The organism is Flexivirga meconopsidis (genome assembly GCF_026162425.1).
Classification (GTDB): Bacteria; Actinomycetota; Actinomycetes; order Actinomycetales; family Dermatophilaceae; genus Flexivirga; species Flexivirga meconopsidis.
This window is the reverse complement of sequence record NZ_JAOBQJ010000003.1, coordinates 572,112-585,851: the sequence shown is the minus strand read 5'-3', so window position 1 is coordinate 585,851 and position 13,740 is coordinate 572,112. Positions and strand designations below refer to the sequence as shown.

The 13,740-nt window shown below is 68.6% G+C and carries 14 protein-coding genes; 8 read left to right on the top strand and 6 right to left on the bottom strand.

Annotated features, from left to right (window positions below; all coding sequences use genetic code 11):
- Positions 1–22: 22 nt before the first annotated feature.
- Positions 23–472: a 50S ribosomal protein L13 gene (gene rplM / locus N2M23_RS12585; RefSeq protein ID WP_265445968.1), complete on the bottom strand. Its 450-nt coding sequence runs from the start codon at positions 470–472 to the stop codon at positions 23–25.
- A 218-nt stretch (positions 473–690) separates the two neighbouring features.
- Here rplM and N2M23_RS12580 point away from each other — a divergent pair, with 218 nt between their 5' ends.
- The 6 genes from N2M23_RS12580 (at position 691) to N2M23_RS12555 (ending at position 5,980) form a co-directional block, all read left to right on the top strand.
- Positions 691–1,263 carry a winged helix-turn-helix domain-containing protein gene (locus N2M23_RS12580; RefSeq protein WP_265445966.1) on the top strand — a complete coding sequence of 191 codons (573 nt, stop codon included), beginning with the start codon at positions 691–693 and terminating at the stop codon, positions 1,261–1,263.
- A gap of 73 nt (positions 1,264–1,336) precedes the next feature.
- On the top strand, positions 1,337–1,927 hold the full coding sequence (locus tag N2M23_RS12575; protein WP_265445965.1) for a carboxymuconolactone decarboxylase family protein: 591 nt from the start codon (positions 1,337–1,339) through the stop codon (positions 1,925–1,927).
- Entirely contained in the window at positions 1,924–2,799 is an 876-nt protein-coding gene (locus N2M23_RS12570; RefSeq protein WP_265445963.1) for an RNA polymerase sigma-70 factor, read from the top strand. The genes N2M23_RS12575 and N2M23_RS12570 overlap by 4 nt, the downstream gene beginning before the upstream one ends.
- A 96-nt stretch (positions 2,800–2,895) precedes the next feature.
- Positions 2,896–3,615: an SDR family oxidoreductase gene (locus tag N2M23_RS12565; protein WP_265445962.1), complete on the top strand. Its 720-nt coding sequence runs from the start codon at positions 2,896–2,898 to the stop codon at positions 3,613–3,615.
- Between the two features lie 14 nt (positions 3,616–3,629).
- Complete coding sequence (locus N2M23_RS12560) at positions 3,630–5,420, top strand: FAD-dependent monooxygenase (protein WP_265445960.1); 1,791 nt, start codon at positions 3,630–3,632, stop codon at positions 5,418–5,420.
- 32 nt (positions 5,421–5,452) lie between these two features.
- Positions 5,453–5,980, top strand: a complete 528-nt coding sequence (locus tag N2M23_RS12555) for a DoxX family protein (RefSeq protein ID WP_265445958.1) — start codon at positions 5,453–5,455, stop codon at positions 5,978–5,980.
- 10 nt (positions 5,981–5,990) lie between these two features.
- Here the strand turns inward: N2M23_RS12555 and N2M23_RS12550 are convergent, their stop codons facing one another.
- Both N2M23_RS12550 and N2M23_RS12545 read right to left on the bottom strand, forming a co-directional pair.
- Entirely contained in the window at positions 5,991–7,691 is a 1,701-nt protein-coding gene (locus N2M23_RS12550) for an ABC-F family ATP-binding cassette domain-containing protein (protein ID WP_265445956.1), read from the bottom strand.
- Positions 7,692–7,735: 44 nt separating this feature from the next.
- Entirely contained in the window at positions 7,736–9,109 is a 1,374-nt protein-coding gene (locus tag N2M23_RS12545; RefSeq protein WP_265445955.1) for a WS/DGAT/MGAT family O-acyltransferase, read from the bottom strand.
- Between the two features lie 155 nt (positions 9,110–9,264).
- Here N2M23_RS12545 and N2M23_RS12540 point away from each other — a divergent pair, with 155 nt between their 5' ends.
- Entirely contained in the window at positions 9,265–10,257 is a 993-nt protein-coding gene (locus N2M23_RS12540) for an alpha/beta hydrolase (protein WP_265445953.1), read from the top strand.
- Here N2M23_RS12540 and N2M23_RS12535 read toward each other — a convergent pair.
- From N2M23_RS12535 to N2M23_RS12525, 3 genes are read right to left on the bottom strand one after another with little or no spacing between them, the layout of a single operon-like run.
- On the bottom strand, positions 10,254–11,234 hold the full coding sequence (locus tag N2M23_RS12535; RefSeq protein ID WP_265445951.1) for a DUF2891 family protein: 981 nt from the start codon (positions 11,232–11,234) through the stop codon (positions 10,254–10,256). The genes N2M23_RS12540 and N2M23_RS12535 overlap by 4 nt on opposite strands.
- Entirely contained in the window at positions 11,231–12,202 is a 972-nt protein-coding gene (locus tag N2M23_RS12530) for a DUF979 domain-containing protein (RefSeq protein WP_265445949.1), read from the bottom strand. The genes N2M23_RS12535 and N2M23_RS12530 overlap by 4 nt, the downstream gene beginning before the upstream one ends.
- Positions 12,199–12,894 (bottom strand): DUF969 domain-containing protein, encoded by a 696-nt coding sequence (locus N2M23_RS12525; RefSeq protein WP_265445948.1) that lies wholly within the window; start codon positions 12,892–12,894, stop codon positions 12,199–12,201. The genes N2M23_RS12530 and N2M23_RS12525 overlap by 4 nt, the downstream gene beginning before the upstream one ends.
- Positions 12,895–12,986: 92 nt before the next feature.
- Between N2M23_RS12525 and N2M23_RS12520 the strand changes: the two genes are divergently transcribed.
- The gene (locus tag N2M23_RS12520; protein ID WP_265445947.1) at positions 12,987–13,739 is read left to right on the top strand and encodes a LamB/YcsF family protein; all 753 of its coding nucleotides are present in this window, start codon (positions 12,987–12,989) and stop codon (positions 13,737–13,739) included.
- Position 13,740: the final 1 nt, after the last annotated feature.

Below are 13,740 nucleotides of genomic sequence, written 5' to 3'. Positions count from 1 at the left end.
TCCTAGGAAGTCCGGCGGGCGCTTACTGCGCGACCTGGGTGATCTCGAACGGCTGGGGCTGCTGCGCGGCGTGCGGGTGCTCCGGGCCGGCGTAGACCTTGAGCTTGGACAGCTGCTGACGGCCGAGGGAGTTCTTCGGGATCATCCCGCGGATCGCCTTCTCGACGGCCTTGGTCGGGCTCTTGGCCATCAGCTCGGTGTAGCTGGTGGTCTTGAGGCCGCCCGGGAAACCGGAGTGGCGGTAGGCCTTCTTCTTCTCCAGCTTGGCGCCGGTCAGCGCGACCTTGTCGGCGTTGATGATGATGACGAAGTCGCCCGCGTCGACGTGCGGGGCGAAGGTCGGCTTGTGCTTGCCGCGCAGCAGCGTGGCGGCCTGGGTGGCCAGCCGGCCGAGCACGACGTCGGTCGCGTCGATGACGTGCCACGCACGCTCCTGCTGGAGCTGCGCGGGCTTGGGCGTGAAGGTACGCACGGTTCTGCCCTCTTCGGTTGCTATCGGTGCCGAGGCAACCGGTGGGCTGCCTCACGAGAGTGTGGTTGCGCGCGAAAGCACAACGAGAATCAAGTTTACGGGCCTGGACGGCCGGGTCCCAAATCGCGCGAATGCCTCGTCATACCAATGATATTCGGGGGTGCGAGCGACGGTCGGACCCCTTGTGCACAGCAAGTGTGCACAACTATTGTGCATGTATGCCGCCCGCCGACTCCCCCACACCGTCCCCCAATCAAAGCCCCCTTCGGGCCCTGGCACACCCGCTGCGCTCCCGGCTGCTCGCCCAGTTGCGCGTGCACGGCGAGGCGACCGCAACCGAGCTGGCTGCCGCGCTCGACACCCACACCGGCGCGACCAGCTACCACCTGCGCAAACTCGCCGAGGCCGGGTTGGTCACCGACACCGGCACCGGCACGGGCCGCCGCCGGGTCTGGACCGCAGCAACCCCGGAGCGGGCCGCCGAGCCCGAGCCGCTCGACCCCGACGACGCAGCCGCCGAGCAGTGGCTGCAGCGCGACTACGTCGAGCACTTCGCCGAGCGGGCCGGCGCGTGGATCGATCACGCCGCCGACTGGCCGCCGACCTGGCAGGAGCACTGCGGGCTGACCGATCACGCGGTCGTGGTGACCGCCGAGCAGCTCACCGCGCTCGACGCCGAGCTCGCCGAGGTGATGGAGCGCTACCGCCGGGCCGGCGCGGGCACGCCCGGCGCGCGACGGGTCGCGGCATACACCGCGTTGCTCCCGGTGGACCCTCCTCCGCGGCACTGACCCGTCCAGCGGCTTGTCACACTCGCGGCGTGGCCGGTGTCTGGTGGGCGTCACGTCAGACGAGAAGAAAGCGATGGCCATGCCCAGCACCAGCACATTCCGCATCCCGAAGGCACCCGTCACCGGCGCGTACGGCGCCGCGATGCGGTGGTTCGCGAGGCGCAGACTCGGCGGCGAGTTCCCCGACAACGGATATGTCTACTTCCACAACAAGCCGGTCTTGAAGGCGGTGCTGTCCTTCGAGGGCAAGGTCGACCGCTGGAGCGCGCTCGACCCGACCCTGAAGTCCTACGCCCAGATCGCCAGCGCCGGAGTGATCGGCTGCAGCTGGTGTCTCGACTTCGGCTACTTCAAGGCGCACGACGACGGCCTCGACCTGGACAAGGTGCGGCAGGTGCCGCGCTGGCGCGAGTCCGACGTCTTCAGCCCGCTGGAGCGGCGGGTGTTGGAGTATGCCGAGGCGATGTCGCAGACGCCACCCACGGTCACCGACGAGCTGGTCGGCGCACTGGTCGACGAGCTCGGCGCGCCGGCGACCGTCGAGCTGACCCAGATGATCGCTCTGGAGAACATGCGCTCCCGCTTCAACTCTGCGGCCGGCCTACAGTCGCAGGGATATTCGGATGTGTGCGAGTTGCCCCTCGCCGTACCGTCGGCTCTGTGACCGACAGCACCGACGCGTTCGTCGCGCACCGCAACCTGCTGTTCACCGTCGCCTACGAGTTGCTCGGCTCGGCGGCCGACGCCGAGGACGTGCTGCAGGAAGCGTGGCTGCGCTGGGACGGCGTCGACCGCGCGCAGGTGCGCGACGACCGGGCCTACCTGGTGCGCATCGTGAGTCGGCTCTCTCTGAACCGGCTGCGCACCCTGTCCCGGCGCCGGGAGTCGTATGTCGGGCCGTGGCTGCCCGAGCCACTGCTCACGGCGCCGGACGTGGCCGAGGACGTCGCGCTCGCCGACAGCGTCTCGACCGCGATGCTGCTGGTGCTGGAGACGCTATCGCCCACGGAGAGAGCGGTTTTCGTCCTTCGCGAGGTCTTCGAGCTGCCGTATGACGAGATCGGCGACGCGGTAGACAAGACACCCGCGGCAGTTCGTCAGATCGCCCACCGGGCGCGTGACCACGTCGCGAGCAGGCGCCCGCGGCACCCGGTCAGCAGTGCCGAACGCGCGAAGGTGATCGACCGGTTCGTCGCGGCCGTGGGTGGCGGCAACCTGCAGAGTCTCATGGACGTGCTGGCCCCGGACGTGGTCATGCTGACCGATGGCGGGGGGCTGAAAAAGGCGGCACTGCAACCGATCCGGGGTGCAGAGAAGGTGCTGCGCTTCCTCACCGGAGTCACTCCGGTGGACGGAAGCGCGCGTGTCGAGGTCACCAGCATCAACGGCGATCTCGGGTTGCGGCTCTGCGCGTCCGGCGAGCTCGACACGATCGCCACCCTCCGCATCGATGACGGCGCCGTGACTGGCCTCTACTTGGTGCGCAATCCGGAGAAGCTTCGTCGCGTGGAGCGTGCGGTGCCGCTCCGACGCTAGTTCGACAATCCAGAAATATTCGAATATTTCTTGCCTTCGCGAATATCGCGTTGCAGACTTGTGTCTTGAGTCACACCGCTACGCCAGGAGGCAGCCATGGCCGATCGACCCAGCAGACACACCGTGATCGTGGGAGGCACCAAGGGCCTCGGTCTCGACATCGCCAAGGCGTGCGTCGCCCGCGGCGATCGGGTGACCGTCGCCGGCCGCGACGCCGAAGTCGCCGAGCGTGAGGCGACCGCCATGGGCGAGCTCGCGGTGAGCGGGATCTGCGACCTGACCGACTGGGACTCGCTGCAGCGCTTCTTCGACTCGGTCGAGCCCATCGACCACCTGATCCTGGCTGCGCTCGACCGTGATCAGAACGACATCGCCGACTTCCGGCCCGACGACGCCGCCAAGACCTCACTGATGAAGAACGTGGGGTATGCCGCGAGCGTCCACTACGCGCTGAAGAAGCTCTCCCCCGAAGGGTCAGTGGTGATGTTCAGCGGGCTGTCGATGTGGCGGCCGATGCCTGGCTCGACCACGATTTCGATGGCGAATGCCGGCGTCGTCGGGTTGGCCAACTCGCTCGCGCTGCAGATCGCGCCGGTGCGGGTCAATGTCATCACCCCCGGCGTCGTGGTCGGCACGCAGGCGGTCGACCACGCCGACCCGGTGCGAGCCGAGACCTATGAGCGGCTCCGGCAGCGCACTCCTGGCAAGCGGCTGCCGCACACCGACGACATCGTGAACGGCGTGTTTGCGTTGCTCGACAACCCCGGCATCAATGCGACCAATCTCGTGGTCGACGGCGGAATGCACCTGGTCTGAAGGGATTTGACGCCATGACCACCACATCGACCACTCCGAAACCGACTGCGGCAGCCCGAACGGAGCAGACCGACGTGCTCATCGTCGGCGCCGGACCGGCCGGTCTGACGGCGACCGCGCTCCTGGCCCGCGACGGCGTGCGTGCCATCACGATCAATAAGTACGACAGCACCGCCCACACGCCGCGCGCGCACATCACCAACCAGCGGGCGATGGAAGTCTTCCGCGACCTTGGGATCGAGCAGGAGGTGCTGGCACACGCACTGCCCGGGGAAGGCATGGGCACCAACGTCTGGGCGACGTCGGTCGTCGGACGCGAACTCGCGCGGATGCACGCCTGGGGCTCGGGACCCGACCGGCACGCCGACTACGAGCAGGCCAGCCCGAGCCCCATGTGCAACATCGGGCAGCACGAGCTCGAGCCGATCCTGCGGCACCGGGCCGAGGCGTCGGGCGCCGACCTGCGCTTCGGGCACGAGCTGATCGCGATCACCCAGGATGACACCGGTGTCACGGCGGATGTGCTGGACCGGGCCACCGGCGAGAACTACCAGATCACGGCGCAGTACGCGGTGGGCGCCGACGGCGGCCGCAGCCTCGTCGCCAGCTCGCTCGGCTTCGAATTCGACGGTGAAACGGGACTGGGCTCCGCGGTGAACGTGTGGCTGGAGGCCGATCTGACGGCATACCGCGAGCACCGGCCGGGGTCGCTCTTCTTCACGATCCAACCCGGCCGCGACTTCTGGCTCGGCGCCGGCACCTTCGTGACGGTCAAGCCGTGGACCGAGTTCGTGCTGATCGTCGTCTACGACCCCACCACCGAGAAGCTCGATCAGTCCGTTGAGGCGATGACCGAGCGGGCCCACCGGATGATCGGCGACCCCGACGTGCCGATCACCATCAAGAACATCAGCGAGTGGCAGCTCAATCATGTTGTCGCGCAACGCTATCGGGAAGGTCGCACGTTTCTGGTCGGTGACGCGGCACATCGCCACCCGCCGGCCAACGGGCTCGGCAGCAACACCTCGGTGCAGGACTCCTGGAACCTCGCCTGGAAGCTCAGCATGGTGACGCGCGGACTCGCTGGCGACGCGTTGCTCGACAGCTACCACGACGAACGACAGCCGGTTGGTCGGCAGGTCGTCGACCGGGCGATGGACAGCGTCGTGAGCCTGTCGCAGGTGCCCGCCATCTTCGGGGTCGAGGCCGGCCAGTCCGAGGAGGAGGGAAACGCGGCCCTCGACCGATTCTTCGCCGACACCGAGGAGGGGCGGGAGCGCCGCGCCCGACTGCGAGAAGTCCTGGAGGACAACAACTATCAGTTCAACGCGCACGGTGTGGAGCTCGGCCAGCGGTATACGTCGTCCGCGGTCGTGACCGACGGGCAGCCGATGCCGCGCTACACCCGTGACTCGCAGCTTTACTACCACCCGACGTCATGGCCCGGCGCCTACCTGCCGCACGTCTGGGTGGTGCGCGACGGCCGCCAGGTCTCCACCCTCGACCTGACCGGTCGCGGCGAGTTCACCCTGCTGACCGGCGTCGGCGGGCGCGAGTGGGTCGTCGCCGCAGAGAAGGTGTCGCAGGCACTCGGGGTGCCGATCCGCACCGAGGTCATCGGCCGTGGCCAGGTCATCGACGACCCGTATGGCGACTGGGCCGCGCAGTGCGAGATCGCCGAGGACGGAGCGCTTCTCGTCCGTCCGGATCGGCACGTCGCATGGCGCGCGACCGACCTAGGCGAGGACCCCACCACGCGACTGGAAACGGCGCTGCGCAGCGTCCTTGGTCGCGAACAACACTGAACACCAACAGATTTCACCCGTAGGAGATCGAGATGAACACCGGACTATTGCTGCTCCGCCTGCTGATCGGCGGGTTGCTCTTCGCACACGGCGCGCAGAAGGCATTCGGCGCCTTCGGCGGCATGGGCGTCGCAGGCACCGCGCCACTCTTCGAGACATGGGGGCTGCGCCCAGGAGCCGCAATGGTCAAGCTCGCCGCGGCCGCCGAACTCACTGCCGCCGCGCTGCTCATCACCGGCCTGGCCACCCCGCTGGGCGCCGCCATCGCCGCGGGCACTCTCATCGTCGCCGGTTCGGTCAACGCGACCAACGGGCTCTGGGCGGTCAAAGGCGGCTTCGAGCTGCCACTGCTCTACGCCGGCACGGCCGCCTGCCTGGCATTCACCGGCCCCGGCGACTACTCGCTGGACCGAGCCATAGGCCTCTCCGATGACATCGGCGTCGCGACCGGCGTGAGCGCGGTCGTGTTGGCAGTCGTCGCGTCCGGGGTCGTCATCTCACGCGCTCGCGCGAACCTCGCCAAAGCCGCACCCACCGCCGCCGCCGGCGGCGCGCACTGACCGGCATCCCTCAGCGCACTCGCTCGACCCGGGTCTCGTCCCAGACCGGCTCGGGCGTCTCCCGCACCTTGCCGTCGGCACCGAAAACCAGGTAGCGGTCGAATCCCTTGGCGAACCAACGGTCGTGGGTGACGGCGAGCACCGTGCCGTCGAACGCGTCGAGTCCGGCCTCGAGCGCCTCGGCGGAGTGCAGGTCGAGGTTGTCGGTGGGTTCGTCGAGCAGCAGCAGCGTCGCACCGGACAGCTCCAGGAGCAGGATCTGGAAGCGCGCCTGCTGCCCGCCGGACAGTGACCCGAAGGTCTGCTCGGCGGCGCGCGCCAGCTCGTAGCGGTCGAGCGCGCGCGAGGCTTGCTCGCGGGGCATTCCGTCCCGGTGCTCGTCCCCGCGGTGCAAGATCTCCAGCAGGGTGCGGCGTGACAGGTCACCGGACGCGCCGGCCTGCGCCGACTGGGCGAACCAGCCCGGCCGCACGCGCGAACCCAACCGAGCAATTCTGCTGTGCGACACCGGTTTCGGCGGGTTGTCACCGACCGGCCGGTGCTCGACGTCCGGGTCGCTGCCGCCAGCGGCCAGCAGCCGCAGGAAGTGCGACTTGCCCGATCCGTTGGAGCCGAGCACCGCGACGCGCTCGCCATACCAGACCTCGAGATCGAAGGGCTGCATCAGCCCGGAGAGCTCCAGCCCCTCACAGATCACCGCGCGCTTGGCGGTCCGACCACCGGCCAGCCGCATCGACACCTGCTGCTCGTAGGGCAACACCTCCGGCGGACCGGCGTCCTCGAACTTGGCCAGACGAGTCTGCGCAGCGCGATAGCGGCTCGCCATGCCGTCGTTGAAGGTGGCCTTCACCTTGAGCGTCTGCACGAGTTGCTTCAGCTTGGCGTGCTCCTCGTCCCACCGCCGCCGCAGCTCCTCGAGTTTGCTGTTCCGATCGAGCCGCGCCTGGTGATAACTGTCGAATCGGCCGGCGTGCACCCAGGCGTTCGCTCCGGACGCGCTCGGTTCGAGCGTCGCGATGCGAGTTGCCACCTGCTGCAACAGCTCTCGGTCGTGGCTGATGAAGAGCACGGTCTTCGGCGACTCGACCAGCCGCTGCTCCAGCCAACGCTTGGTCGGCACGTCGAGAGAGTTGTCCGGCTCGTCGAGCAGCAGCACCTCCTCCGGGCCGCGCAGCAGCGCCTCCAGCACGATGCGCTTCTGCTCGCCGCCGGAAAGCGTTGACACATCACGGAATTGCGCCCGTTCATAGGGTATGCCGACAGCCGCGACCGTGCAGACATCCCAGAGCGTCTCCCACTCGTAGCCGCCGACCTCGGCCCAGTCGGCGAGCGCCTGCGCGTAAGCCAGCTGCGCCGGTTCGTCGTCGCGCTCCATGATCGCCAGCTCCGAGTCGTCAACCGCCTTGGCGGCTCGGCGGATCGGCTCCGGCGCCACGGTCAGCAGGAGGTCGCGCACCGAGAACTCCTCGCCCTCGGGCAGTGCGCGGCCGATGAACTGGGGCATGACCGCGAGCCCGCCGGACCGGGTGATCGCGCCTTCATGGGCCTCGAGCTCGCCGGCGATGATCTTCAGCAAGGTCGTCTTGCCGGTGCCGTTCGGGCCGACCAGCGCGACTTTGGCGCCCTCCCCCACCCGCAGACCGACACCGCCGAGCAGCGGCCGGCCGTCGGGCAGGAAGTAGTGCACCCCGTTGACATCGATATGACCCACGGTCGTCAAGCATCGCCGATCACCGCGTGGGCGTCGAACCGGTTTCAGACGGCCACGGCCTCCAGCTCGGCCAGGGTGTCCTCCAGGTGGTGGATCATCCGTTGCACCGACGGCGCGCTGCGACGGCAGGCGGTGATGCCGAAGTCGACCTGATCGTCATACGTCACGAGCGTGATGTTCATCGCGAGCCCATCGACCGGGATGGACGCCGGATAGGTGCCCTCCAGGTGAGCGCCGTTGAAATACAACTGCTTTCGCGGTCCGGGCACGTTGGAGATGATCACGTTGAACGGCGGGCGCCCGACCAGTCCGTAGGTCGGCAGCATCGACAGACCGAGCCCGGCGACGTTGTAGCCCGACATGAGCAGCAACTGCAGGGGGGTGAGCTCGCGCATGGTCTGCTTGGCGACGGTGGTCGACTCGTGGATGGTCTCCAACCGCTCCAGCGGGTCCTCGACATCGGTGGCCAGACTCGCGATCATCGCGCCGATCTCGTTGCCGCCCACCTCACTGGTCTCGTCGCGCAGATTGACCGGGCACATGGCGGTCATCGCCCGGTCGGGCAGCGCGTCGAGCTCGCTGAGGTAACGGCGCAGGGCACCGGCGCAGACCGCGAGCGCGACGTCGTTGAACGACACGTCGCACGCCTTGGCCACCCGCCGGAAGCGGTCGAGGTCGAACGACTGCGCGACGAAGCGGCGTGCGCCACCGATCTTGCCGTTGAGGATGGTGCGCGGAGCGTCGAACGGCGTGGTCAGACCCGTGTCGCGCAGGGACCGGTAGGCGACCTTGAGCGAGTTGGGCGCGATGCTCGCCAGCTCGCCGACCACGTCGAGGCCACCACGCACCAGGCCGAGGGGCAGCGCGAGACCCCGCCCTGCGCTCTGCTCGGCCGCGGCCACCTCGACCTGCTCGTCCGGCAGCGCGAACGGCGGCACGCAGTCACGCGCGTCCGGGTCGGGACTGCACGCCTGCTGCATCAGGTGCAGCGCGGACACCCCGTCGACCATCGCGTGGTGGATCTTGGAGAAGACCGCGACCCGGCCGTCCTCCAGGCCCTCGACGACGTGCGCCTCCCACAGCGGCCGGTGCCGGTCCAGCAGGGTGCTCTGCCACCGCGAGGCGAGTTCGAACAGCTCCCGCAACCGTCCCGGGCTGGGCAGCGCGGACCGGCGTACGTGGTAATCGAGGTCGAGGTCGTTGTCAGTCGACCACCGGAAGTTGCCGAGCAGGCCAACCGGCTCCATCGGCCGGAGCCGGAAGCGCGGGTTGATCTCCTCCGACTCGACCGCGGTCAGCTGATCGCGCACCCAGGACGGCGACTCGCCCTCGGGCACGGTGAACAGTTGCAGACCCCCGACGTGCATCGGGTGCTCTCGTGACTCCACCAGCAAGAATCCGGAGTCGACAGGGCCCATTCCCGGCATACCTCTGCCGCCTCTCCGCCGAAGGTCCCACTACTTACGTAGCAGTAGATTTAAGCTAGGGCGTCGATTGTGACACCCGCCACAGTGGACCACAACGCGCAGGCTCACGCGCTTGCCCCGAAAGGTTGCTCCGAAAGGACTCGCTCATGACGCTGCCGGCTCACGCGGCCGCCGGCAACGACCTGCCCGCCGGCCCGACCCGCACCCGATTTCCCCGCACCAGCCGCCGATCCGCGGCCCTCGCCGGCGGAATGCACGCGGTTGCCAAGCCGGCGCTGAACCTGTGGAGCTACGCTCCGCCGCTGGCCCGGCTGTCCCGCATCATGGACCGCACGGCCGATCGCCTCACCGTGCCGGCCGGCACCTCGGTCGAGTCGGTGCAGCTCGGACCATGCGACGCCGAGTGGATCCGGGCGCCCCGGGCGACCGAGGAGGGCGCGGTGCTCTACCTGCACGGCGGCGCTCTCATCGTGTGCAGCCTCGCCTCGCACCGGCTGCTCGTCGCCTCGACCTCTCGGGTATGCCGAGTGCCCGCGCTCAACGTCAACTTCCGAATGCTGCCGCACGTCACCGTCGAGGAGATGGTCGGCGACTGTCTGGCCGGTTACCGCTGGCTGCTCGCCAAGGGCTACCCGCCCGAGAAGATCAGCATCGTCGGGGACTCGGCCGGCGGCTACCTGTCCTTCCTGGTCGCGCTCGCCCTGCGCGACGACGGGCTGCCGCTGCCCGGGTCCATCGCCGGAATGTCGCCGCTGCTCGACCTCGGCACCCGGCGCAAGGCGGCCAACCCGCACCGCGACAAGTGCGACCTTTTCACGATGCGCGCGTGCGAGGCGCTGGAGCATCTGGTCGAACGCGTCGACCGACGACACGAGGTGCAGGGCCGTCGGGTGCAGCCGATCGACGCCGACCTCACCGGCCTGCCTCCGGTGCTGATCCAGATGGGGTCGCGCGAGATCCTGCGCCCGGACGCCGAGGAAATGGCCGACCGGCTGGCCGCGGCGGGTGTGCCGACCCACCTGCAGATCTGGACCGGCCAGGTGCACGTCTTCCAGGCATCGGCGCCGCTGGTGCCCGAGGCCGGGCGGGCACTGCGCGAGCTCGGTCGCTTCGTGCGCGTCAATCGCGCCGCCGGCTAACGAGATTCGTCGGCCAGCAGCGCAAACGACACGAGCCAGTGCGTCGACATGAAGTCGCCGCTGCTGATCTCCGGCGCGACGGCGGCCACCTGCCGATCGGCGGATTCCCGTGCGCGCTCGGCACGCTCGTCGATCAGGTATGGCGCAAGCAACCGCAACTGCCACGACCGCGACAGCGCCAGTCCGTAGAGATGCACCGCATGGCCGTCGGTGCGGTCCAGCACGGTGGGCACGTCGAGCAGACGGTCCCCTTCGGCGGCCAGCTGCGGCAAGAATCCGGCCAGCCACGGCTCGAACTCCGCACGTGGCAACACCCGGCGCATCAGGTCTGCCTCGCACAGCGCGGGCGACAGGAAGTCACTGCCACTCGGCTCGTATGCCGTGGGGTAGTCCCGGTCGTGGCCGAACCATCGCTGCGTCCGATCGGCAATCAGGGCAACGACTTCGGCGTCCCCGAGGCGGCTGAATGCGTCATGTGACAGGGCGAGGGCGAACGCGGTGTTGGTGTGCACGCCATGCCGCACCGGGTAGGCCAGCTGCGGCAGCCAGGCCCGGAGGTGGTCCGACACCACCTGCGCCAGCGGCCGGGTTGCCGGACCCCACGCCGTGCCTTCGGCGACTGCCGCGAGCTGCGCCGCCCACGCCCAGCCGTACGGCCGCTCGTAGGAGCGGTGTGCCCGCAGGTAGTCGGCCTCGCGCGCGAGCTTTGCTTCCGTCAGACGCGAATCCAGCTCTGCGGTCAGCTCTTTGGCGACATCGTCGGCGAGGGCACCGCGCTGCTCGGTGAGCAGCCGAATCGCCGACCACTGCATGTGACACGACGAATGCCAGTCGAGGCTGGCGTAGAACGCCGGGTGCAGTCGCTCCGGCGTGACATCGTTGTCGTCCGGCCCCTGGCTCTGATGGGCGGCGCCGTACGGGTAGGGCGTGCGCAGCACGGCGAGGATCGTCTCGGCATACTCTTGCGTCTTCGTCATCGCGGGATGCACCACAGGTACATGATGGCAATGTTGCACGCCAGCAACGGAATTGCGGTCGGGATCTGGGCCTTGATCGGGCCGTACTGGTCCTTGAGTTCGAGCAGCGCCGCGGGCACCAGGTTGAAGTTGGCCGCCATCGGTGTGCACAGTGTGCCGCAGAAGCCGGCCAGCATGCCGACCGCGAAGATCGCCGGCGGGTTGCCGTCGAACTGCTGCACCAGCACCGGCCAGCCGATCGCTGCGGTCATCACCGGAAAGGCGGCGAACGCGTTGCCCATGATGACCGTGAAGACGAACATCCCGACGCAGTAGACGACGACGGCGAGGAAGACCTGCCCGTTCGGGAGCACCTTGTGCACCAGGTCGCCGACCGCGTCGCCGATCTTGGCCTGGGTGAAGAGCACGCCGAGGGTGGCGAGGAACTGCGGCAGGATCGCCGCCCAGCCGATCGAGCCGAGCAACCGGTTGCCCTCTCGGAACGGCACGTCGAGGTGCCGCTCCCGGACCAGCAGCATGGCACCGGTGAGCGCGACGATCGCGCCGATGGCCAGGCCGATCAACGCCTCCTGCTTGATCTCGAAGAGAGCGTTGCCGCCGAACTTCACGTTGGAGCCCCAGCGGCCGATCACCACTGCCACCAACGGAATCAGCAGGGCGGGAACGAAGATCTTCCAGCCGAATCGCTCCGCCAGCTTGCCGCGCTCGGCGTCGCTCGTCGTGCGTTCGCTGCCCTTCGTCGGGAACCCGGCGCCGGCGAGCAGCGCCAGCACGATCACCGCGATGCCCTCGATCATCGCGTTTCCACTGCCGTCCACCACCCAGGATCCGTAAACGAACGTGAAGGCGAGCAAGATCCAGAAGGCGCCGCTGCCGAAGCGCTTGGCGTCGTCGTCGCGCAGCCGCATCAGACCGGCGAGCGCGAAGAGCGCGGCCGCCAGCCAGTAGGCCCATTCGACCTTGATCACCGCGTCACCTCCGCCGAATCAGTATCTGCCGGAATGGGTTTCAGCTGCCGATCGAGCATGAGCATCCGGAAGCCGTGGATCACGAACGCGCACACCGCGGTCGGGATCGCCCATTTGGCGATGTCGAACGGGTCGAGGTTCAGGTGGTAGGTCGTGTCGACGAAGCCGGTGATCAGCAGGATCGAGCCGATCGCGAAGAAGACGTCCTCGCCGAAGAAGAGCCCGACGGTGTCGGAGGACGCGGCGTATGACGCGACCTTCTCCCGCTTCCGCTCGCTGAGCTTGCCGTGGGTCCGCTCGGCGGCGGCCTCGGCCATCGGCGACACGATCGGCCGGACCGCCTGCGCCGGGCCGCCGATGGCCGTCAGACCGAACGCTGCGGTGACCTGGCGGATGGCCAGGTAGATGACGAGCAGTCGTCCCGCGGTCAATCCGGCCAGTCGTCCGATCAGTCGGCGGGCCTCCTGCTGCAGTCCGTAGCGCTCGACGAGGCCGATGATCGGCAGCACGAGCACGAAGAGCGACACCGACCGGGCACCGGCGAAGCCGGTGCCGAACGACTCGACTATCTGTTTCACGTCGAGTCCGCCGATCAGTCCTGCGACAATCCCGGCGACGGTGACGACCAGCATCGAGTTCAGTCGTAACGCGAAGCCGACGACGACCACGCCGACGGCCAACAGCACCCACATGGGCAGACCTCCTATCTCTGAGCTGCAGGGCAGCGTAGGCCGATGACCGGTGTCCAGGTGGCTCCCGGCGCCGGTCGAAGTAATCTGCAGCCGTGCGCATCGACCTCAACGCCGACGTCGGCGAGTCCTTCGGCAGGTGGCGACTCGGCGACGATGAGGCGCTGCTGCGGATCGTCACCTCGGCCAACGTCGCGTGCGGCTTCCACGCCGGTGACCCGGCGACGCTGGTGCGCACGTGCGCGGCCGCCGCTGCGGAGGGTGTGCGGGTCGGCGCTCAGGTCGGCTATCGCGACCTGGCCGGTTTCGGACGTCGCTTCATCGAGGTCGCTCCCGACGATTTGTATGCCGATGTCGCCTATCAGATCGGCGCACTCGACGCGATCGCGCGCACGCAGGGCACGCGGGTCAGCTACGTGAAGCCGCATGGTGCGCTCTACAACGCGATCGTGCACCACGAGACGCAAGCGGCGGCGGTCGTCGCGGCGGTGCGGGCCGTCGACCCGCAGCTGCCCCTGGTCGGTCTGCCGGGCTCCGTTGTGCTCGAAAAGGCTTCTGCTGCAGGGACTCCCGTCATACGGGAAGCGTTTGTGGACCGTGCCTACACCGCAGAGGGGACCCTGTTGCCGCGTAGTCAGGACGGTGCCGTCCTGGACGATCCCGAGCAGGTTGCGGCACGCGCCGTGCGGATGGCGGTGCAGCACCAGGTCACCGCCATCGACGGCAGCACCGTCGCGGTCGACGCCGACTCGCTGTGCGTGCACGGCGACTCGCCGGGCGCGGTCGCCATGGCACGCGCAGTGCGGGCGGCGCTGGACAGCGCCGGTGTGAGCGTCGAAGCTGGGTGAC